At 43.3% G+C, this 21,686-nt stretch carries 20 protein-coding genes and 1 riboswitch; all 20 genes read left to right on the top strand.

Going from position 1 to position 21,686, the window contains the following annotated elements:
- Positions 1-245 precede the first annotated feature (245 nt).
- A riboswitch (TPP riboswitch) is annotated at positions 246-349 on the top strand.
- Positions 350-406: 57 nt separating this feature from the next.
- The 20 genes from NE665_RS06790 to NE665_RS06695 all read left to right on the top strand — a co-directional run bounded on the left by NE665_RS06790 (position 407) and on the right by NE665_RS06695 (position 21,626).
- The gene (locus tag NE665_RS06790; RefSeq protein ID WP_117444344.1) at positions 407-1,051 is read left to right on the top strand and encodes an HAD family hydrolase; all 645 of its coding nucleotides are present in this window, start codon (positions 407-409) and stop codon (positions 1,049-1,051) included.
- A complete protein-coding gene (gene thiD / locus NE665_RS06785; RefSeq protein ID WP_117444345.1) occupies positions 1,048-1,845 on the top strand; it encodes a bifunctional hydroxymethylpyrimidine kinase/phosphomethylpyrimidine kinase in 798 nt (265 codons plus the stop codon). Before NE665_RS06790 ends, thiD begins: the two co-directional genes overlap by 4 nt.
- 248 nt (positions 1,846-2,093) lie before the next feature.
- Entirely contained in the window at positions 2,094-3,791 is a 1,698-nt protein-coding gene (locus NE665_RS06780) for a GGDEF and EAL domain-containing protein (protein WP_117444358.1), read from the top strand.
- Positions 3,792-4,467: 676 nt separating this feature from the next.
- On the top strand, positions 4,468-7,515 hold the full coding sequence (locus tag NE665_RS06775; RefSeq protein ID WP_117444346.1) for a hypothetical protein: 3,048 nt from the start codon (positions 4,468-4,470) through the stop codon (positions 7,513-7,515).
- 400 nt (positions 7,516-7,915) lie between these two features.
- Positions 7,916-8,587: a response regulator transcription factor gene (locus NE665_RS06770; RefSeq protein ID WP_117444347.1), complete on the top strand. Its 672-nt coding sequence runs from the start codon at positions 7,916-7,918 to the stop codon at positions 8,585-8,587.
- Positions 8,575-9,663: a HAMP domain-containing sensor histidine kinase gene (locus tag NE665_RS06765; protein WP_117444348.1), complete on the top strand. Its 1,089-nt coding sequence runs from the start codon at positions 8,575-8,577 to the stop codon at positions 9,661-9,663. Before NE665_RS06770 ends, NE665_RS06765 begins: the two co-directional genes overlap by 13 nt.
- 101 nt (positions 9,664-9,764) lie before the next feature.
- A complete protein-coding gene (locus tag NE665_RS06760; RefSeq protein WP_117444349.1) occupies positions 9,765-11,135 on the top strand; it encodes an FtsX-like permease family protein in 1,371 nt (456 codons plus the stop codon).
- A gap of 11 nt (positions 11,136-11,146) precedes the next feature.
- Positions 11,147-11,809 carry an ABC transporter ATP-binding protein gene (locus NE665_RS06755; RefSeq protein ID WP_117444350.1) on the top strand — a complete coding sequence of 221 codons (663 nt, stop codon included), beginning with the start codon at positions 11,147-11,149 and terminating at the stop codon, positions 11,807-11,809.
- A gap of 15 nt (positions 11,810-11,824) precedes the next feature.
- On the top strand, positions 11,825-13,048 hold the full coding sequence (locus NE665_RS06750) for an FtsX-like permease family protein (protein WP_117444351.1): 1,224 nt from the start codon (positions 11,825-11,827) through the stop codon (positions 13,046-13,048).
- A gap of 23 nt (positions 13,049-13,071) precedes the next feature.
- Positions 13,072-13,623, top strand: coding sequence for a hypothetical protein (locus NE665_RS06745; RefSeq protein WP_117444352.1), 552 nt, complete (start codon positions 13,072-13,074; stop codon positions 13,621-13,623).
- An 844-nt stretch (positions 13,624-14,467) separates the two neighbouring features.
- Positions 14,468-15,289, top strand: coding sequence for a ParA family protein (locus tag NE665_RS06740; protein WP_002569249.1), 822 nt, complete (start codon positions 14,468-14,470; stop codon positions 15,287-15,289).
- A complete protein-coding gene (locus NE665_RS06735) occupies positions 15,246-16,175 on the top strand; it encodes a ParB/RepB/Spo0J family partition protein (RefSeq protein ID WP_006059569.1) in 930 nt (309 codons plus the stop codon). The genes NE665_RS06740 and NE665_RS06735 overlap by 44 nt, the downstream gene beginning before the upstream one ends.
- An 11-nt stretch (positions 16,176-16,186) precedes the next feature.
- Complete coding sequence (locus NE665_RS06730) at positions 16,187-16,459, top strand: DUF5720 family protein (RefSeq protein WP_007862445.1); 273 nt, start codon at positions 16,187-16,189, stop codon at positions 16,457-16,459.
- Between the two features lie 28 nt (positions 16,460-16,487).
- A complete protein-coding gene (locus tag NE665_RS06725; protein WP_006059571.1) occupies positions 16,488-16,676 on the top strand; it encodes a hypothetical protein in 189 nt (62 codons plus the stop codon).
- Positions 16,677-16,743: 67 nt separating this feature from the next.
- The gene (locus tag NE665_RS06720) at positions 16,744-17,622 is read left to right on the top strand and encodes a DUF6017 domain-containing protein (protein WP_006059572.1); all 879 of its coding nucleotides are present in this window, start codon (positions 16,744-16,746) and stop codon (positions 17,620-17,622) included.
- A gap of 36 nt (positions 17,623-17,658) precedes the next feature.
- Positions 17,659-18,426, top strand: a complete 768-nt coding sequence (locus NE665_RS06715) for a phage antirepressor KilAC domain-containing protein (RefSeq protein WP_002589066.1) — start codon at positions 17,659-17,661, stop codon at positions 18,424-18,426.
- A 23-nt stretch (positions 18,427-18,449) separates the two neighbouring features.
- A complete protein-coding gene (locus tag NE665_RS06710; RefSeq protein WP_008723307.1) occupies positions 18,450-18,761 on the top strand; it encodes a DUF5720 family protein in 312 nt (103 codons plus the stop codon).
- A 100-nt stretch (positions 18,762-18,861) separates the two neighbouring features.
- Positions 18,862-19,362, top strand: coding sequence for a PcfB family protein (locus tag NE665_RS06705; protein WP_117515807.1), 501 nt, complete (start codon positions 18,862-18,864; stop codon positions 19,360-19,362).
- On the top strand, positions 19,359-21,188 hold the full coding sequence (locus tag NE665_RS06700) for a VirD4-like conjugal transfer protein, CD1115 family (RefSeq protein WP_006059575.1): 1,830 nt from the start codon (positions 19,359-19,361) through the stop codon (positions 21,186-21,188). Before NE665_RS06705 ends, NE665_RS06700 begins: the two co-directional genes overlap by 4 nt.
- 219 nt (positions 21,189-21,407) lie before the next feature.
- Complete coding sequence (locus NE665_RS06695) at positions 21,408-21,626, top strand: Maff2 family mobile element protein (protein ID WP_003525154.1); 219 nt, start codon at positions 21,408-21,410, stop codon at positions 21,624-21,626.
- Positions 21,627-21,686 lie beyond the last annotated feature (60 nt).

Below are 21,686 nucleotides of genomic sequence, written 5' to 3'. Positions count from 1 at the left end.
TGAAGCGTGATCGCGTGAAAGAAAGTAAGATTGTTATAGAAATAAACGCTTTCGTTAAAACTTTCATGTCCATGCGAAAAGTGTGGGGAAACATATGATAATGCAAGCCATTCACAAAAGTCCTGCTTCCGGATTTCATCATGCAGTCCGCTGCTTATATACTTCCAGCCAGCATGCATCCATAAAAAGCTTTGTCACAAGATACGAATGCTTGTTGACGAAGCTATGTGGAAATGATATGATGTGCATGGAAATAAGGGAGCTTGTAGACAGGCTGAGAGGAAGTTGTGAACTTCGACCGATTACCTGATTTGGATAATGCCAACGTAGGGACTGCACATAAAACGCGGGTTATGCATACATGGCATAGCCCTTTTTTCATTATTCATGGAAGGAGGTTCAGCATATGAAGGGTTACATATTTGATTTGGATGGCACGCTGATGGACTCCATGTGGGTATGGGAGGATCTGGCAGTGGTATATCTTCAGGCAAAGGGAATCAAAGCCGCTGATAATCTCAGTGAAGCATTGCAGCTGATGACGATGACAGAGGCTATCCGTTATCTGAAGGAGAGGTATGCAATACCGGATTCTCTGGCACAGATGCGTACAGAGGTTTATACAATCATACGGCGACGCTACAAGCAGGAGGTTGTTGCCAAGAAGGGCGCTAAGGCCTGTCTGGAAAGATTGCACGCAGCAGGTATGCGGATGGGTGTTCTGACGGCATGTGAGCGGATTTGCGCAGAAGAGGCCCTGAAGCGAAACGGTCTGCTGGAGTATCTGGATTTTGTCGCAAGCTGTGAGGAGCTGCCCTATGATAAGCAGGATGGACGTCTGTTTGCGCTCATGCCTGCCATGCTGCATACGGATAAGGCGGAAACGATGTTTGTAGAGGATGCCCTGCATGCCATTCGGACATTGAAAGCGCATGGCTTTCATGTTACCGCAGTGTATGATGCTGCCGGCAAGGAGCAATGGGATGAAATTTGTACACTGGCGGATGCCGCCTTATTGTCGCTGGACGATTTGAAAGGAGAATGCATATGAAAACGGTTCTAACGATTGCCGGAACTGATCCTACGGGAGGAGCCGGAGCACAGGCTGATTTAAAAACCTTTATGGCACATGAGGTATATGGAATGAGTATTCTCACAGCACTGGTGGCGCAGAATACAACCGGTGTAACTTCCATCATGAATGTAACACCGCAATTTTTAGAGGAACAGTTTGACTGCGTCTTCACGGATATCCGTCCGGATGCGGTAAAAATCGGCATGGTTTCCCGACCGGAGCTGATCACTGTCATTGTGGAAAAGCTGAAGCAGTATGCAATCGAGCGTATTGTCGTTGATCCGGTTATGGTCAGCACCAGCGGTTCCGCTCTGTTGGAGGAGCCTGCGCTGGAGCTGTTGAAAACAAAGCTGCTTCCTCTTGCCGATATCATCACCCCCAATATCCCGGAGGCAGAGGTTTTGAGTGGCATGCGGATACATGACCGCAGGGATATGCAAAGGGCCGCTGCTGTAATTGCACAGGACTATGACGGGTATATTCTGATGAAGGGCGGGCATTCCATGAATCGTGCCGATGATTTGTTGGTATATAAGGAAGATGTTCACTGGCTTTGCTGTGAAAAAATCGATAACCCAAATACTCATGGAACCGGTTGTACATTATCCAGTGCCATCGCCAGCAATCTGGCAATGGGCTATGATATGACGAGTGCGGTAGAACGGGCGAAGGCGTATATCAGCGGAGCGCTGCGTGACGGTCTTGATCTGGGAAAGGGCAGTGGTCCTTTGAATCACTGCTGGAATATCAAGCAGAAGCAGCCGCTGTAAGAGCTGTGTCTATGAAACAGCTGTACATAAATCGGTAGGTATTTTATTATGTGTGATGCTGGTGTGATATATTTTTCGCTGGTGCTACATTGCGGTCTGAAAAACCATCCATTTAGGAAAATGATGCAATCTTTTTCATGCAGATGTGGTATGATATAGGAAGAAAGAGCTTCTTAAAAATACAGGTTTATTTAACGATTCATTCTGCCATTTCAAAGAAGCCTGAAATTAGAAACGGGGTTGTTGCTATGAAAAGCAGTAAGGAGATTCTGGCTGAATTCCAGCTGGATCCATGGATGTTGTATGATACCATAGTCAATAGTACGGATGATTACATTTACCTTGTGAACATGCAGGAGGATCGTGCTTTAGTTTCTGAAAACATGCTCCGGGATTTTGATCTTCCCGATCTTATTGTCCCTGGACTGATTCCGTTGTGGGGGAATCTGGTTCACGAGCGTGACCGCCAGCGATTTGATGATTCCATTTCGGCAATGCTGAATGGAGAAACCGATGAGCACAATGTGGAGTATCAGGTTCGCAATCGTAAAAATGAATATATCTGGGTCATCTGCAGAGGTCTTTTAAAACGCAATGAGCAGGGAGATCCGATTTTCTTTGCCGGCATTGTGACCAATTTAGAGAATAAAGGCAAAATAGATTCCATCACCGGACTGTTTACCCAGACAGCCTGTGAAAATTCTGTTACACAGCTGCTGGAGCATGGGAGAACAGGCGGTATTCTGTTGCTTGGGCTCGATGATTTCTCTCATATCAATGAATTGAACGATCATATTTTCGGAGATGCAGTCCTGCGTCAGTTCTCACAGACCATGCAGCGCCTTCTTCCTGCATCGGCACGCATGTATCGCTTTGACGGAGATGAATTTGCTATTGTATATGAACAGGCAACACGCAAGCAGGTGCGGGAGCTATATAAAATCATACATGCATACTGCAACAGGCGTCACAGTATCGATAATACCGGCTATTTCTGTACGGTGTCCGGCGGTATTGCGATGTTCTGTGAGGATGGCGATAACTATCTGGATTTGATTAAGTTTGCGGACAATGCACTGGAGGCAAGTAAATACCGCGGAAAGAATCAGTGCACCCAGTTTTCACATGAGCTTGTACAGATCAAGCGCCGCCGTTTATCCATTACGAATCAGCTGCAGAATAGCGTATTGCGCGGTATGCAGGATTTCTATCTCGTATATCAGCCCCTGATCAATGCTGCCAGTATGAAGGTGGAAGGGGCAGAGGCCTTGCTTCGCTGGTCAAGCAGTGAATATGGTAATGTCAGACCGGATGAGTTTATCCCCATTCTGGAATCTGCTGGATTGATTCATCAGGCAGGGAAATGGGTATTTCAGGAGGCTGTTCGTACATGTAAGGAATGGGTGAAGGAGCAACCGAAGTTCGTGATGAACGTGAATTTTTCCTATATACAGATGCTGAATGAGGATCTTCTGCCTTTCATACGCAGAACACTGAGGCAGGCGGATTTGTCTGCGGAGCATATCGTCATTGAGCTGACAGAAAGCTGCTTCGTGACGGAGATGGATGCGCTGAAGCGTTCCTTCCAGCAGCTGCGGGAAATGGGAATCCGCATTGCCATAGATGATTTTGGTACCGGATATTCCTCTTTGGGTATGCTGTCACAGATGCCGGCGGATATCGTGAAAATCGATCGGCTGTTTATTTCCTCCATACATGAAAATTCCTTCCATCAAAGCTTTATCAATGCTGTAATTCAGCTGTGCCACAGTGTCGGTATCCGCGTTTGTGTTGAGGGGGTTGAGGAGCAGGAGGAGCTAAAGGTCGTACGGGATATTCAGGCAGATAATATCCAGGGCTTCTATTTTTCAAAACCGGTGGAAAAGATTGTATTTCAAAATCGGTTTCTTGAAGAAAGTGTCAATAATCTTGTTACGGAGCATTGAATTTAAAACGAGAAAACTGTCATAAAAACGAAAAAGCACTCATCCTGAAATTGGAAAGAAGTGCTTTTTCTATAGGAAAAACTTCTATTTTTGGCAATCCTAATCGACCTTTTGTTCTAGTTTTTTTGAAGTATATTGACCGATTGCGATGATTTTCTATCACTGTTTTATGAGGCAGATACGGCTATGTATGAAGCAAAAAAGAAAGGTAAAATCAACTTGTAATTTACGAGAATAGTTTCCGTTTTCAAATAGTGCCTCAACGAAATGTGGGGTATGTAAAACCGGAAGTAGTGATTAAAAAGACAAAAGATCTGCTTTATCAAATAAAAAGAGCTCCTTGCTTAGGCTCTGATATAATTGCTGGTATTCAAGTGTTCTTGACGTTATTATTTGTTTGATTCTTTAAAGGTTAACATATAGAGTGGAATTTAAAAATAAAGCTTAAATAAAGGGTTTTTAAGCATTTTTAACTATTGAATAATACAAATGTCGTGACTATAATGGATACAAGGAGGGAGATGAAAAGGAGTACTGTAAAATAAAGCTTTATAGTTTTGTAAAGCAAGAGAGAGGTGATGAGGAGATATGACCGGTTTTGTAATATTATGAGTATTAAGATTTTAGTGAAATAAAAATGAATGTTAGCTTTTAGTCGGATAGGAGGAAATCAGAATTGAAAAAGAAAAATCGGAGAAATACAAACAAAGGCAGAATAGCGATTTTAATGGCTTTGGCAATGAGTTTGATGATACCGGGGACGTTACATGCAGCAACATCTTATAAGGAAGAAACACCACAGTTATATTCTAGTGATGTAACAAAACCTGTTATTGAAAAAATTGAAATGGAAGGTAAAGGTAGTAGTGTAAAAGCAGGAGGGGCACTACCAATCAAAATTTGGGCTTATGACCAGGATGATGGAATTCAGGACATCTCAGTTAATGTTTTATACTCGTCTGCTGATAACAGAGTAGCGGAGAATACATTCAATGTTTCTGGTGACGCTGGAATAGACAAAAATTATGTTATTGAAATTCCTGCAAAGCAAGGTGGATATGTGAAGGCAGAAATAGTAAATATCACAGTTACTGATAAGAACGGCAATTATGAAAATGCGACAGTCAGTGATGAACAAGGTCAGCCTTTATATTATTTTACCATCACGGATTCACAATCGCAGTCTGTAGCTATTCAAAGTATTGAGATTAATAAAAATAAAGGAACGTTAAATCACGAGGATAATTCAGGTATAAGTATAAAAGTAGCAGATAATCAGTTTGATAATGTTAATCATCTATATGCAAATTTTCAAAATACAGAGACAAAAGATGAATATAGCTATGATTTGTTTAATAATGAAGGTGGAACAGAGACAAATATTTACACTGGAACAATATATGCCTATTCCAATATGAGTAATGGAAAATGGGAATTGCAATCCGTAACTGCAGATGGTAAGGATGATATTCTGATTGATATAACACATGACGGGATAAATCTAGCAGATTACTGGTTTAATCTTGCCGGGGAAACAGGAAAGAAAGATACAACACCACCAGTGATTACATCATTTGATATGAGTCATAAAGGTGAATTTGTTACAGCAGGAGATGTTGTGACGTTTGAACTAAAAGCGACTGATGATGGAGAATTGTCTAAAAATGCATATATTGAGTTAACGGCAGCTTCAGATATTGCTAATAAATATCAGAACATAGATCTGCGCTATGATGAGCAAACACAAAGCTATCGCGGTGAGTTTAAAGTTCCAGATACATTATATCCTTGCGAATGGTATTTAAACTACATACAGCTGCATGATGTATCCGGAAACTGGACTGATTCCAGTGAATATATTAATTCTTTTAACTCCAATCCGTTTTATATAAAAATGAAAAGTAATGATACATTCACAAATCCGGTGTATGATTTAAATATCTCTTTTTATGCTTTAAATGAAAAAGGCGAGTATACACAGCTTAGCAATTGGGAAAAGAAACAGGTAGCACGACGGACGACTTTAAAAGAGGCAGGAATTACTATTCCTACTATTACTACATCCTATAAAGGATTGAAGTTTAAGGGCTGGATGGATGAAAGAGGAAAGAAAATAGACGAAAATACAGAAATAACAGATACAATGAGATATATGGAATTCTATGCAGTCTATGATCAGATGATTATGCCTGTATATCATATTTATCCAGATAAAAATTTATTGAAAAAAGAAGATAAAACGATGCACATTGTGTCTTATGGTACGACCTATAATCAGCTTATTTCTGAATTAAAAAAATATACACCTGATGGTTTGTATGATGGAGAAAGCTTTAAAGGTTGGAGCGTGAATAACAATTCAACAAATATGAGTGACAAACTGGATAGTGAAATAAAATTTTCACCTTACAATAGTATTTATTTAAATGCAGAATATAATAATAAGGTTATTGTAGAAGTAGATCAAAGCTATTTTGATACTGAGGCTTTAGACTCCTACAAGGAATATTTATATATGTTGGATGAAGGCGCAACATATGGGGATTTTGTAAAAATATTGCAGAAAATGGCGGCACCTGTATCTTACAAAGGGCTTCGCTTTAAGGAATGGAATATTAGTACATATGATGAGTCATATGATAAAAAGTTAGAGAATTATAATTGTGTATATATGCGTGCGAATTATGAGAATCATCTCGTACGGTTCTTAATTGACAGCCGGTTTAAAAATTACGATAATTATTATGCAGGTAGAGCAGCAGGGGGAGGCATACTGGATTCAGAAGTAGCATATAGAAAAGCTATTGTTGCTGAACATAATGAGAGAATAACCGTTCCAGATTTATCTGGCTTCAAAGCAATTAAGTGGATTGATGTAAAACCGGAGGGTGATAACCTAGTTATTAAAAATGATATGACCTTTAGAGGCTATGACAAACAAGATGGAACTGGAGAAACAATAAAGCCTGAGCAACCTGTAACACCGTCTACTCCGGAAAAACCTTCTTCCAAGCTTTCGGATAAAGTGATAGAAAGTGTTGTGCAGGATATTAAATCTGCAAAAAAGGGAGATAGAATTGATGTAGCAATGGGAGATGCATTGATTGTCCCAGTTGATATCCTATCTGAAGTGAAAGGAAAAGATGTCACAATAAATTTGCACATGAACGGCTATACCTGGTCTATCAATGGAAAGGATATCGTTGCCGATAATCTGAAGGATATCAATCTGGAAGTCACGTTTGATTCAAATGCAGTGCCAAGTAAAACAGCACAGGCGTTGGCTGGAAACAATCCCGTAAAACAATTATCTTTAACGCATAATGGTGATTTTGGTTTTAAAGCTGATTTGTCATTCAACATAGGCTCTGAATACAAAGGAAAATATGGAAATCTTTATTATTATGATAGTGATGGAAAACTCGTTTTTCAGAATGCAGGAAGAATTGATGAGAATGGAAATGTTTCTTTAAGTTTCTCTCACGCTTCTGATTATATAGTTGTGATCACAGATAAGAAAACTATTGAAAATAACGATAAGGAGCAGATCAAAAACCAAAATAAAAAAGATACAGATACCACAATGAAGGAAAATGAAAGCATAGACAGTGTATCACCAAATACGGGAGATACTACAAGTTCATCCGCATTGTTATTGTTATGTATTACTTCTTTGCTAGTTGGTTTTGCTTGTATTGGCAAAAGAGCAAAAGCAAGAAAATAACTGATTTATTGGAATAAATAAAAGCAGGAACATCATGATATGGTTCTTGCTTTTTATATAGATATCATATGAAAATTATAATGCATGTGTGATGAAAGCTAGAAATGGTATATATTGTTTAATGAAAAGTTTAACGATAAGCAGTATTTTTATGCCAAAAGGAAAAGAGAGAAAGTGAAGGGAGCATCAATGTCAGTAATCAAACGAAATAAAAGATAATAATGTAAGTGTACAAGCATCGGTAAACTCTTTTCATTAGGAAAAGAAAGAACAAAACTGAAGAATTGAGAAAGAGAAAAGCAACAAGCAAAAATGAAACGGTCTTCCTTTTTTTTATAAACTACGCTATCATTGAGAATAGAGGTTATATGAATTCTACATGTAAAGGAGAATCATAAGAATGAAGCTATTGATTATAGAAGACTTTGTGGAGCTGGCTGTCAAAATGAAAGAGGCACTGGAGGCAATCGGGTTTTATGTTGATGTTGCTAATAATGGGAACAGTGGAGAAGAAAAAGCGTTTGTAAATAAGTACGATGCCATCCTGCTCGATTTGAATCTGCCGGATAAGGATGGCATTGATATCCTGCGCTTTCTAAGAGAAAATGATATCGCGGTACCGATCATCATTATAACCGCAAGGGATGAGCTTAAAGACCGGGTGTCAGGTCTGGATTACGGAGCAGATGATTATCTTGTAAAGCCATTCCAGCTGGAAGAACTGCGAGCGCGAGTACAGGCAGTCATTCGCCGATTTTATGGCCGCCATCATTCTGTGATCAATATCGAAGGATTGTGTATTGATAGCAGAGCAAGAACAGTGACTCTTCACTCGCAGCCCGTTGCGCTGCTTGCGAAGGAATTTGATATTCTGGAATATCTGGCTATACGGTATCCGGAAATTGTTTCCAGTGAAGAGCTTGCGGAGCATGTGTATGATGAGAGCTTTGATCCGTTTTCTTCTGCTCTTCGGGTACAGCTTACCAGACTGCGGAAAAAATTAAAGCAGTCTGCATCATCCGATATCCTGGTGACAATACGCGGAAAGGGCTACACGCTATGTCTAAAATAAACATGAAAATCACCACAGTACTGCTTGTATATGCATTACTGGTTACTGGAATATTTGTTGGTGGTATTCTGTCTTTTGCATCCTATAGCAATAATGACAGGGTACAGGCATACATGGACAGCAATCTTATGGAAAAGGATCCTGCATCCAACGAGGAAGTGATAGGGAACCCTAATCAGGAGACTGACACGAAGCGACTACAAGATCTACAGAAGTATTCTGATTTCTATCGAGAAGAACTGATGAAGCGAATTGCTGTGATTGCTGTTTTCTTTTGCGCATTTCTGATCACATCCTCATTCATCCTCTGGATCATTCTAAAAAAAATACAGCAGAAAGAGAATCTGCGAATTGCCGCACAATTGCATTCAATACAGGAAATGCATGATTTTGCGAGTGACGATCCTGTACTTGCGAAAGCTTTTTCCAGTATCAAAGAGGAATTTGAACATCATATCGCAGATTATAAACGTCTACATACCTATTTATCACATGAACAGAAAAATGCGCTTTCCCTGTTGCGAGCCAACTTGGAGCTGCACCATGAGGAAGCCTGTTTGAAAAACATTGAAGAATTAACCATGGGGATAGATGATCTGGTAACCTTGAGTGAAAATAGAGAGGAAAACCAGCTGCAGGCGGTTGATATCATTATGCTGTGTGCAGAGGTTGTGGATAGATACATACCGCATTATCCACAGCTTCAATTTGATTTTGATGAGGATACTCTATATGTATGCGCCAAGCCGCGATGGATCAGCTCAGCCCTGCATAATCTGATAGACAACGCTATAAAATATGGTGAAGAAAAGCCTGTTCATGTTCTGATTGAGAAAGACGCTGACACGGTTCTCATCCATGTTCAGGATCATGGCATAGGGATCGCAGAGGATCAGCAGGAGAAAATCTTCCAACAGAATTATCGTATCAATGAATTGAATAAGGATGGTTATGGCATCGGACTGAGCTTGGTCATGCATGTATGTAAACTATGTGAGGGCAGGATCACCTGTGTCAGTAAACGAATGGAAGGCAGCACCTTCACCCTGTGCCTTCCGTTGTATTATAAGGTTTAAGCACCCAATATCGTTTTTTTCGATAATGGGTGTTTTTTTCTTACATGTAACATTCATGTAACATTGCATATGATATCCTTGCCTTGTGAGGAGCTGATGAGATGTATCTTATAAAACATGCAATTGCCAATCTTGGCAGAAATAAAGGAAGAAATGTAATTCTGGGTGGAATGCTGCTACTGGTTCTGTTCAGTTCTACGACAGCGATTATGATCTATCACGCTGCTGGTGATCAGATCCGCTCCTATAAGAAGCAATTTTCTGCTTTTGTTATTCTGTATCGCGATAATGAAAAGCTGCAACAGACACAGAGCTATACAGAACCGTCATGGAAGGATCTGGAAAAATATGCAACGTCAAAGCTGTTGAAAAGTGTAAAATTCATTGGCAGTGCTCCTGTCTCTTTGGAAAATGCAAAGGCATTGGATGAATCGAGCAGTGATGTTTCCGGATTTGACAGGGAATCCCTTTCCGGGGTACAGACCAGCAAGCCATCTACCAATATGCTGTTTGCCACCGATCAGAAAGAAATCAATGATGAATTTAAAAATGGTATCCGTAAGCTTGTACAAGGAAGAGTTTTTGAGAATAAAAATGAAATCATCGTTTCCCAGCAGCTGGCAGAATTAAATGGCTGGAAGTTACATGATGAAATCGTTCTGCGTTTTCCAAATCCGGGAAAAGATGCGAAAACAGTAAACATGAAGCTGGTAGGCATATATGAGGATCATGTGGCAGCTTATGAAAATAAAGATTTGAAAATGCCGCTCGTCAACCGGGGAAATGAAATCATGACATCATTACAGACACTGCGTGCTGTACAAACACCGTTGATTAGTATAACTGCGAATTATCGAATCAAAGATCCTGCAAGGATAAAAGAATTGGAAACGGAATTTCATGAAATGGGATTGCCTGCATATTTTGCACTGAAAACAGATACAGCCATGTATCAGAAACTGATAGCGCCACTTGAGAGCCTGCAGAATATGGCTGGAATATTTCTCATTCTGGTGCTGGTTGTCGGAAGCTGTGTACTTGTCGTAATTTCCATGTTGGCGATTCGCGAAAGAATGTATGAAATTGGTGTACTACGCGCTATAGGAATGAAAAAACACATCTTGGTTGCAGGGCTGCTTATGGAAATCTGTATTCTAACAGCAATCACTCTAAGTCTATCCTTTGCAGGAGCCAAAGCGGCTAGCGGACCAATTGCAGCACAGCTTTTTCAGGAGCAGAAGCAGCAATCATCAAAACTTCCGGATGCAAGTGAAGCAACAGCGTATTCTGCTATTGGAGGTTTTCAGGATAATTCCGGAACCGTAACGAAAACACTGCAGACAGAGATCACAGGAATCCTTGTGCTGGAAGTAGGAACTGCCGCATTCCTGTTTGCAATTATATCCAGTGCTGGCGGTATCTACTATGCCATGCGCTTTGAACCAAGACGCATTCTGTCAGAAAGAAATTAGGAGGAACTTGTATGAGTATATTAGCACTGAAGGATATCAGTTATCATTATGAGGATAGTACCCAAGAAGTTTTGCATCACATAACGTCAGAATTTGAAAAGGGCGTTTTGTATACGATCGTAGGAAAATCAGGCGCAGGGAAGAGTACGCTTCTTTCTCTGCTTTCAGGTCTGGATATCGCTACCGGAGGTGAGGTTCTCTATAAGGGAAATTCTTTGAAAACGATGGATCGTGATACATATCGCGCACAGAGCATCGGTGTTATTTTCCAGGGATATAATCTTCTGACCAATGCATCCGCTATTGACAATATCGTATTGGCGATGAACATCTCAAAAGATAAAGAAAGAAATAAGAAGCAGCGAGCTTATGCGCTGCTGGAAACGGTAGGTATTTCAAAAGAAAAGGCAGATCGTAAGGTCTTAAAGCTATCTGGCGGAGAACAGCAAAGAGTAGGAATTGCACGGGCTCTTTCTCATCATCCGGATATCATTATCGCTGATGAACCAACAGGGAATCTGGATCATGAAACAGAAAAGGATATTATGGAAATTCTTCAAAAGCTGGCGCATGAGCTACAAACCTGCGTCATTATCGTAACGCATTCACAAGGAGTCAGTGCCTATGCAGATACCTGCTTCCGTCTGGAAAACGGATGTCTCTATGAGCATTAAAGGCAGGGTGATGGTATGTATTTGATAGCTTATGCATTTTCAAATCTGATTAGAAACAAGGGTCGTAATATCATGCTAGGTGTCATTTTACTGGCTACGACTGCACTCTCTGGAACAGCACTTATTTTATATGCATCGGCTGATCGTATGGTCGAACAGTATAAAGCGGAATACGGAGTAAAAGTGTTATTACAAAGAAGTATCCATGCTAAAAAAATAGAACCGGCAGTACTTTTATCCTTTTCTGAATCGACTTATCTGCATTCCTACACATTTAACGCAAAAGCTGCGATGTATTCTTCTACACTGGACGCATTGAAAGAAGAGAAGGAAGCTGCCAGCCAGCCTAAGTTCTATATAAAGGCATCTACGACTGCGGATAAGGATTTTAAACAAAAGACAAAGGTGATTATCAAAGGCAGGATGTTCAAACAAGGAAATGAAGTGGTTATCAGTAAGGAATTGGCCGAGCTGAATCGCCTCACAATTGGAAGCCGGTTTCAGCTACAGAGGAAAATTGATGGCTCAGCTTCTGAATATATCGTTAGTGGTATCTATGAAGATCTGTCACTTGGTAATAAAACAGCTCCAGCACCTTTACTGGATCCGGCGAATGAGATTTATACCAGCTTTTCGTCCTTTATCAACAGTGACGCGTTTAAAAAGCAGGGAGAAATCGAGAGTGTTTTTTATCTAAACCAGCCCTCTGATCTGAAGCTCTTTCAAAAGGAAATCAAGGAAAAGGGATTGCCAGCAGGCTATGAAGCAAAAATGGATAGGAAAGGTTATGAGGAAGCAATAGCACCTGCAGAATCATTACAGCGAACTGCATCATTGTTTGTTTACGGCATCCTTGCGGCAGGAACACTGTTTCTGCTTTTGATAACTGCCTTCTCCATTCGGGAACGTAAATATGAAGTTGGAGTTCTGCGTGCAATGGGAATGAGCAGAGGACAGGTGATACAGATTCTGCTCTGGGAGACATTGATGATCTGCGGAAGCTGTCTGTTGCTGGGATTGGGAATTGCAGCAATACTTGGACCTAACCTTGGACATCAGCTGCTGTTAAATCAGTACGTAGGTGCAGAGAAGCTGTCGAACATATCCATTCAGATGGAGTGGCATACCGCTATGGTTCTGTGTTTGGCAATGCTGGGGGCAGGCAGTATTACAAGCATATTGGCAATTCTATCGATTGTACGTTTTGAACCGCGTAAGATTTTATCAGAAAGAAACTAAATATATAAACGGAGGTAATGAAAATGAATATAACAAAGAAATTAGCACTTACATTTGCTGCAGTTAGCGTACTGGCCGCAGGCTGTAGCAGCCAGAGCAGTCCATCAGAAGCAAATGCCGTGAATAATCAGTCCAAGGTTCACACTCCTGGAACACAAAATCCACCTGCTGAAAATTTTGATGAATTCAATGACAGTGGGGATGCGAACAACGGAGGAACAACAGGTGGCAAGGAACCGGGAGAAAATCAGTCCTGGGATTATGCAAACGGCTTTTCTATCCGAGAACTGGAGAGTGCATTGCGCCATACTGGCGCCATAACCTCAGTTGGAAAACCGTTTGATGTATCCGGCACGAATATGACAGCGGCAACACAATATGGAAATATCGTAATCGGAGAATATAATTGGGATAAGATTGATGAAACAGTAGAGATTTATGAAAAGAAGAGTATGGAAATCCGTGGGAAAAAAGTAAGGGTTGCCAATATGATTGGCAATTATCTACTGATTGTACTGGAAGGAGATATCTCACAGGAATCCATCGCTTCATTTTCCGCTGTCGGTGGTTTATAAAAACACAGAAGATTGAAAAGGTAGTGTACGGATATGATAATTCACTATGTGCTTCGGCCTTTAAAGATGCAGGAATAGAATTAGGTGGGAATTGAAATAAATCTAAAGATTGTATTCTATATAAAAAAGGGATCATCTGTAAACACGTTTCCTTTGCATGAAGAAAAAGAGTAATATGACATGGATCCTGCTACTATCCTATTCACGCTTCTTTTCTGTTTTCACAAGTATAAGAGGTCTAAAATGCTCTTTCACTTATGGTGAGATAAATTGAAATTTGATGTTAAATACTTATGATTATTTACATAAGGAATGGTAATCAGACTATAATTTGAAACATAGATAAAATAGATACATCGATAGTAAATACAAAAGTAAGGACAGCTTAGAAATAAAAAAAGCACATCAACATTTTGCTGTCAATGTGCCTAAAACCCTTTCATATGGCGTCCCCGATTGGACTCGAACCAACTACGTTCCGCTTAGGAGATGGACCCAGTGCATATATTCCCTATCAACAGGGATAAAGAAAATGCAGTTATATCAAGGCTTTTCTCCATGTTCTCTATAAACCTTGTACAAGCAAAATCAAGCAAAAACAAAGGATTTTAGCCCCCTATTGTTTGCACTCTGTTTGCAAAGGCGCGAAATTTGGCGTTAGCCAAAAGTTCAATTCCCGTCGAGACTTAATTATATTCATGGTATCGTGGACATAGTTTACCATACATAGAGGTTCATTACAAGAGGTATTGAGCCAGTGAAAGTGCCTGTTTTATCTTTCTCAGGAAAGGTAAAGCAGGCACTTTTTTTCATATCTAAACTTAGAAAGAAATGAGGTGAAATCATGAATACACAGATTATTGCCATAGCCAACCAAAAAGGTGGTGTCGGCAAAACAACCACTTGTGCCAATCTTGGAATTGGTCTGGCGCAGTCCGGGAAGAAAGTCCTTCTGATTGACGGAGACCCACAGGGAAGCCTGACCATCAGCTTGGGCAATCCTCAGCCTGATAAGCTGCCCTTTACACTGTCAGACGCTATGGGCCGTATTTTGATGGATGAACCAATTCGTCCCGGCGAGGGTATCCTGCACCACCCTGAGGGCGTAGACCTGATGCCTGCGGACATCCAGCTATCTGGTATGGAGGTATCTCTGGTAAACGCTATGAGCCGAGAAACCATTCTGCGACAATATCTGGACACGCTGAAGGGGCAATACTCCCATATCCTTATTGATTGCCAGCCCTCCCTGGGTATGCTTACGGTCAATGCACTGGCTGCCGCTAATAGGGTTATAATCCCCGTCCAGGCAGAGTATCTTCCAGCTAAAGGTTTGGAGCAGCTTTTGCAAACTATCAATAAGGTTCGCAGACAAATCAATCCCAAGCTGCAAATTGATGGGATTCTGCTGACGATGGTAGACAGCCGAACCAATTTTGCCAAAGAAATCTCCGCTCTTCTGCGCGAAACCTATGGCAGTAAGATCAAGGTGTTTACATCAGAAATTCCTCATTCTGTCAGGGCTAAAGAAATCAGTGCTGAAGGAAAAAGCATTTATGCCCATGATCCTAATGGCAAAGTGGCTGAGGGCTACAAAAATCTGACGAAGGAGGTATTGAAACTTGAAAAGCAGCGCGAAAAAAATAGAGCTGGCCTCAGTAGATGACCTGTTTTCTACAGAAGAAAGTCGGCAAGACGAGCAACTGGAAAAAATTCAGGAAATTCCCCTATCTGAACTGCATCCGTTCAAGGATCACCCCTTCAAGGTCAAGGATGATGATGCAATGATAGAAACCGCAGACAGCATCAAAAAGTATGGTGTGTTGGTTCCTGCGATTGCCAGACCACTGCCTGATGGCGGTTATGAGCTGGTAGCCGGTCACAGACGCCGCAGAGCCAGCGAATTGGCCGGAAAAGAAACCATGCCTGTCATTGTGCGCGACTTGGATGACGATGCTGCCACAATTATTATGGTTGACAGCAATTTGCAGCGAGAAAATCTGCTCCCCAGTGAAAGGGCTTTTGCCTACAAAATGAAGCTGGAAGCCATTAAACATCAAGGAGCAAGAACAGACCTGACTTCTGTTCAAGTTGAACAGAAGTTGAGCGCCAGAGACCAGGTGGCAAAAGAAGCCGGTGAACGAAGCGGTATCCAGGTAATGCGATATGTTCGTTTGACTGAACTGATTCCAGAGCTTTTGGATATGGTGGATGAAAAGAAAATCGCATTTAACCCAGCCTATGAACTCTCTTTTTTGAAACCGGACGAACAGCAAATGCTGGTGGAAACAATGGACTATGAGCAGGCTACCCCTTCTCTCTCTCAGGCTCAGCGAATGAAAAAGTTCAGCCAGGAAGGGAAATTGTCAGAAGATGTGATGCTTGCCATCATGTCAGAGGAAAAAAAGGGTGATCTGGATAAAGTGACCTTGAGCAGCGATACCTTACGAAAGTATTTCCCCAAAAGCTATACACCGGCCAAAATGCAGGAAACCATTATTAAACTGCTGGAACAATGGCAGAAAAAACGCCAACGAGATCAGGAACGATGAAGGGAGAGCCTATGAAAGATATTGCAGCAAGGGAACTGAAAGGCCACAACATTCTTGCAGTGGAGCGATTTTGGGACAGCACTTTCTGGATGATTGAGTTTACTGTCTTGCGCCCTACTGCTTATGGAGAACCTGGTGACGAAATGAGGCTTTTTCTCACAGAGGACGGGTATCAGTCAGCTCTGCAAAGCCAGCAGCGTCGAGAAATCAAAATTAAGAGATATGCCCATGTTATTGAGGGGCATATCCTCGACTTCAAGCCTAAAAAACACCGTCGTTCATAACCGATACAACGAAAGGAAAGGAATGAATATGTGTACTGTAAGAGAAATCCGAGAAGCTATTCAAGAAGATTGCCGCTCACAGCGTGATATGGAATCCACCGAGATTGACCGTGTTTTTCAAACCTTACCATTTTCTCAGGAAAGGGATCTGTTTGATAAACCACCAATGCCAAAACGCCCCTACCGACGCAAGAAAAAAGATACAGACAGACCCTAACCGCTGCCACAATTCTTTTATGAATTGCGGCTTTTTTCATACCTGAGAAATGAAAGGAGTGAAGTAAATGGCTGTTTTTCGTGTAGAACGCACTGGCGATTACACGGTTATGAGCAATTTTCATCTAAAAGACAAACGACTTTCTTTGAAGGCAAAGGGTCTCTTGTCGCAAATGTTATCTCTGCCTGATGACTGGGATTATACGCTGTCAGGACTCAGCTATATCAATCGAGAAAGCAAAGATGCAATCCGCTCTGCTGTCAATGAGCTTGAAACAGCCGGATACATTCGGCGCAGACAGACAACTGATGCTTCTGGTAAATTCGCAGCCAATGAGTATACCATTTTTGAGCGTCCCATCGAGGGAGAACCGATGTTGGATAAGCCGTTGTCGGAAAACCCGATAACGGTAAACCCGTCAGCGGTAAATCCGTTACCGGAAAATCCAACACAATTAAATACTAAGAAATCAAATACCCAAAAACAAAATACTCATGGATCAAATACCGATTCCATTCCCTTCCGGGAAACAGCGGCGGTAATACCGCCGGAACGGAAAGGAAGGGATGCGATGTCTGTCACAGAGATAGAAAATTATCGGGAATTGATTTTGGAGAATATCGAGTATGATTGTCTGAAGCAGCGTTATCCTCTCTACCTGGATGACCTGAATGAGATCGTAGAGCTGTTGGTAGAAACGGTCTGTGCCAAACGAAAGACCACCCGGATCTCTGGTGCGGACTTTCCTCATGAAATTGTACGCTCCCGCTTTTTGAAGCTGGACAGCTCTCACATCGAGTTTGTCATGGACTGTCTGCAAAAGAACACCACCCAGGTACACAACATCAAGCAGTACCTGCTTGCAGTGCTGTTCAACGCTCCTACCACCATGAATAACCACTACACTTCACTGGTAAATCACGATATGCACGCAGGCGGCTGGTAATCAGCCGCTTTTGTATTACACCAAAGGAGGCACAGCATGAATCAGATTGAAATTTTCAATAGTCCAGAGTTCGGAAGCATTCGCACTTTGGAACAGAATGGCAAAGTATTATTTTGCGGTACAGATGTGGCAACAGCGCTGGGATATACCAATCCACGCAAAGCCGTCCGCGACCATACCAGGGGTGGAACGAAATGTTCCATAGGGGTCCAGACTGGGAAAAAGGCAGATGGAAGCCCCGCGGTACAAATGGTCGAAATGCTCTTTATCCCCGAAGGTGATCTATATCGTCTGATCGCCCATAGTAAACTGCCGTCAGCGGAACGGTTTGAACAATGGGTGTTTGATGAAGTTCTACCTGCCATTCGCAAGCACGGAGCCTATCTCACAAAAGAGAAGTTGTGGGAGATAGCCACTTCTCCGGAAGCTCTGATAAAGCTCTGCTCCGAGCTGCTTGCTGAGCGGGAAGAAAATGCGTCGCTACGAGAGGAAAATGCCCTGCTGGAGAGTAAGGCAGCCTTTTATGATTTGTTCATCGACCTCAATCACAGTACCAACCTCCGCACCACCGCCAAAGAGTTGCTTGTCCCGGAGCGTCGGTTTGTCCGTTTCCTTCTGGAAAAGCGTTTTGTGTACCGCACCGCATCCGGTAATGTACTGCCCTATGCAAAGCCAGCCAATGAAGGACTGTTTTGTGTCAAAGACTACTGCAATCACGGGCATATCGGCTCCTATACGCTGATAACCCCGCAAGGCAAACTCTACTTTGCTCAGCTGAGAGACATGATTTTGATGGTTGTATGAGAGTGGGAAAGGAAGTGAGTTTTATGCCAGAAGGCAAAACAATCGGTCAGCTGATGGAAGAAATGCGCCAGAAAGCTGGAGCGCAGAACTATCACGGCCATGACTACATGGATCTCCAGCGATTTGCTGAGAACACCCGGCACATGATTATTTTTGATGTGCTGACGCATGACTCCCCGGTGGGCTGGAAAGGTGAACGAACCCGCCTGTTTTTGTCAGATAAGGGCTATGAAAAAGCTCTGGACAGTCAGGCAAAGGGACAGATCAAGATTCTCAGTCATGCAAAGGTCAGAAATGGAGATTTGCTCTATGACCGTTCTGAGCAAATTCGTTGAGGGCGGTTCGATGAAGAAATACCTTCTCCGGCGGCTGGTGGTCCCGCCTTAGAAATAAATGCACCACCCCTGCACATTTTGTGGAAAGGAGGCGATGAAAATGCAGGAAGAAGTGGAAAACAGGACTTTAACGCTGGTTGTCAGCGGAACAAAGTTCACCGGCAGGCTGCTCAAAGCCGCCATCAGCAAGTACCTTGCCCACCGCAAGGAAAAGAAGCTGCAAAAGCAGAGAAGCCGTGACGCGCCTGTGAAGCCCCAGGGCAAGCAGACGGTGAAACAGCTGATTGGTCAAAACCAAGGGGTTTCCAACATCGAGATCACCGACCCCTCCATCAAGGAGTTTGAGAAGATCGCCCGGAAATACGGCGTGGACTATGCGGTGAAGAAGGACCGCAGCAGCTCCCCACCCAAGTACCTGATCTTTTTCAAGGGTCGGGACGCGGATGCCCTGACCGCTGCTTTTACCGAGTACACCGGGAAAAAGGTCAGAAAGGCGGAGAAATCCGAGCGCCCGTCCGTGCTGGCAAAGCTGAGCCAGTTCAAAGAACTGGTAAAACACGTCGTCGTGGACCGGAACAAGCGGAAGGAGCTGGAACGATGAAAAAGCAGCTGAACATCAAAAAGCTCATTTTGCTGAATCTGCCGTATATCCTGATGGGGCTTTTCTCCACCAACTTCGGTGAAGCGTGGCGGATGGCCGTGGGTGCGGACGCTTCGGCAAAAATGCTCTCGTTCTTCTCCACGCTGCCGGTGGCGCTGGCCAGCTGGTGGCCCAGCCTGCACCCGCTGGACCTGCTGGTGGGCCTGTGCTGCTGCGGCGGCCTGCGGCTGGCTGTGTACCTGAAAAGCAAGAACGCCAAGAAGTACAGGCACGGCATGGAATACGGTTCCGCCCGGTGGGGAACCCATGAGGACATTACACCCTACATCGACCCGGTATTCCAGAACAATGTGATTCTGACGAAAACGGAGAGCCTGACAATGAACAGCCGCCCCAAGGACCCAAAGACCGCCAGAAACAAAAATGTGCTGGTGATTGGCGGCTCCGGTTCCGGTAAGACCCGCTTCTGGCTCAAACCGAATCTGATGCAGATGCACAGTTCCTATGTGGTCACAGACCCGAAGGGAACCATTTTGGTGGAGTGCGGAAAAATGCTCCAAAGGGGCGCACCCAAGCTGGGGAAAGACGGAAAGCCTATGAAGGATAAGCACGGCAAGGTCATTTATGAGCCGTACCGAATCAAGGTCCTAAATACCATTAACTTCAAGAAGTCCATGCACTATAACCCTTTCGCCTATATCCATAGCGAAAAGGACATCTTGAAGCTGGTAACAACGCTGATCGCCAATACCAAAGGCGAAGGCAAGGCCGGAGACGATTTCTGGGTAAAAGCAGAAACCTTGTTGTACTGCGCGCTTATTGGCTATATCCATTATGAGGCTCCGGTGGAGGAACAAAACTTCTCCACCCTCATTGAGTTCATCAACGCCATGGAAGTCCGTGAGGATGACGAGGAGTTCAAAAACCCCGTAGACCTGATGTTTGATGCACTGGAAGCCGAGAAGCCAAACCACTTTGCGGTGCGCCAGTATAAGAAATATAAGCTGGCCGCCGGAAAAACAGCCAAGTCGATTTTGATTTCCTGCGGCGCTCGCCTTGCCGTGTTCGACATTGCAGAGTTGCGTGAGGTCACGGCTTATGATGAGCTGGAGCTGGATACTCTGGGAGACAGGAAAACTGCCCTGTTCCTCATCATGAGTGACACTGATGACAGCTTTAATTTCCTTATATCCATGTGTTATACCCAGCTGTTTAACCTGCTCTGCGAAAAGGCCGACGATGTGTACGACGGCAGACTGCCGGTTCATGTGCGCTGTCTGATCGACGAGTGCGCCAACATTGGCCAGATACCCAAGTTGGAAAAGCTGGTGGCCACCATCCGAAGCCGTGAGATCTCCGCCTGTCTGGTGTTGCAGGCGCAGAGTCAGCTCAAGGCGATTTATAAGGATAACGCAGATACCATTATCGGAAACATGGATACTTCCATCTTTCTGGGCGGTAAGGAGCCGACCACTCTCAAGGAGCTGGCCGCCGTGCTGGGTAAGGAAACCATCGACACCTACAACACCGGAGAGAGCCGTGGGAGGGAAACATCCCATTCACTCAACTATCAAAAATTGGGGAAAGAGCTGATGAGCCAGGATGAGCTTGCTGTTATGGATGGCGGCAAGTGTATCCTCCAGCTGCGCGGTGTGCGTCCTTTCCTTTCGGATAAGTACGACATCACCAAGCACCCCAATTTCAAGTACACTGCCGACGCGGATGACAAGAACGCTTTTGATATTGAAGCATTCTTGTCCGCAAGGCTGAAACTCAAGCCCAATGAGGTCTGCGATGTATATGAAGTAGACACAAAGGGCGCTTAATTTCGTTCCGCTTTAGAAGGGAGTGATCTTATCTATTCGCCGCATCTGCCCTCTATGGGCCATTGGCGTACAAAGCGGACAATCGCGAGAAAAAATAATGAAAAAGGAGGACAGCCGGAATCATGCCCCCGGAAACCGGGCGGCAGATTGTTCCGGCTTTTGTATGCCTATGAAACATGACAAACCTATTTTTTAATCAGATTCCGGCTAACAAACTATATGGCATTTTTTGAACAGGCAATCACCGTTCTTCAGACCCTCGTTATCGCGCTCGGTGCCGGTCTCGGTATCTGGGGCGTTATCAACCTGCTGGAAGGTTACGGCAACGACAACCCCGGCGCCAAGAGCCAGGGCATGAAGCAGCTCATGGCCGGTGCTGGTGTAGCCGTGGTAGGCATGGTCCTTGTACCTCTGCTCTCCGGGCTTTTCTCTGTCTAAGCGTCTCCGTATGAAATCCTTGCCGCTCCCGCAGTTTTGCGGGGGCGGCGGAAAGGAGGT

Origin of the sequence: Clostridium sp. DFI.1.208 (genome assembly GCF_024463855.1) — a bacterium.
GTDB lineage: Bacteria > Bacillota_I > Bacilli_A > Erysipelotrichales > Erysipelotrichaceae > Clostridium_AQ.
This window is presented reverse-complemented; position numbering and strand designations above follow the sequence as displayed.

Excerpts from the sequence above, each read along its gene's own strand:
- NE665_RS06765 (WP_117444348.1), top strand. The coding sequence starts at position 8,575 with ATGTCTAAAATAAACATGAAAATCACCACAGTACTGCTTGTATATGCA.
- NE665_RS06790 (WP_117444344.1), top strand. The coding sequence starts at position 407 with ATGAAGGGTTACATATTTGATTTGGATGGCACGCTGATGGACTCCATG.
- NE665_RS06760 (WP_117444349.1), top strand. The coding sequence starts at position 9,765 with ATGTATCTTATAAAACATGCAATTGCCAATCTTGGCAGAAATAAAGGA.
- NE665_RS06725 (WP_006059571.1), top strand. The coding sequence starts at position 16,488 with ATGTGTACTGTAAGAGAAATCCGAGAAGCTATTCAAGAAGATTGCCGC.
- NE665_RS06745 (WP_117444352.1), top strand. The coding sequence starts at position 13,072 with ATGAATATAACAAAGAAATTAGCACTTACATTTGCTGCAGTTAGCGTA.
- NE665_RS06780 (WP_117444358.1), top strand. The coding sequence starts at position 2,094 with ATGAAAAGCAGTAAGGAGATTCTGGCTGAATTCCAGCTGGATCCATGG.
- NE665_RS06710 (WP_008723307.1), top strand. The coding sequence starts at position 18,450 with ATGCCAGAAGGCAAAACAATCGGTCAGCTGATGGAAGAAATGCGCCAG.
- NE665_RS06700 (WP_006059575.1), top strand. The coding sequence starts at position 19,359 with ATGAAAAAGCAGCTGAACATCAAAAAGCTCATTTTGCTGAATCTGCCG.
- thiD (WP_117444345.1), top strand. The coding sequence starts at position 1,048 with ATGAAAACGGTTCTAACGATTGCCGGAACTGATCCTACGGGAGGAGCC.
- NE665_RS06750 (WP_117444351.1), top strand. The coding sequence starts at position 11,825 with ATGTATTTGATAGCTTATGCATTTTCAAATCTGATTAGAAACAAGGGT.
- NE665_RS06755 (WP_117444350.1), top strand. The coding sequence starts at position 11,147 with ATGAGTATATTAGCACTGAAGGATATCAGTTATCATTATGAGGATAGT.
- NE665_RS06695 (WP_003525154.1), top strand. The coding sequence starts at position 21,408 with ATGGCATTTTTTGAACAGGCAATCACCGTTCTTCAGACCCTCGTTATC.
- NE665_RS06715 (WP_002589066.1), top strand. The coding sequence starts at position 17,659 with ATGAATCAGATTGAAATTTTCAATAGTCCAGAGTTCGGAAGCATTCGC.
- NE665_RS06730 (WP_007862445.1), top strand. The coding sequence starts at position 16,187 with ATGAAAGATATTGCAGCAAGGGAACTGAAAGGCCACAACATTCTTGCA.
- NE665_RS06720 (WP_006059572.1), top strand. The coding sequence starts at position 16,744 with ATGGCTGTTTTTCGTGTAGAACGCACTGGCGATTACACGGTTATGAGC.
- NE665_RS06740 (WP_002569249.1), top strand. The coding sequence starts at position 14,468 with ATGAATACACAGATTATTGCCATAGCCAACCAAAAAGGTGGTGTCGGC.
- NE665_RS06705 (WP_117515807.1), top strand. The coding sequence starts at position 18,862 with ATGCAGGAAGAAGTGGAAAACAGGACTTTAACGCTGGTTGTCAGCGGA.
- NE665_RS06770 (WP_117444347.1), top strand. The coding sequence starts at position 7,916 with ATGAAGCTATTGATTATAGAAGACTTTGTGGAGCTGGCTGTCAAAATG.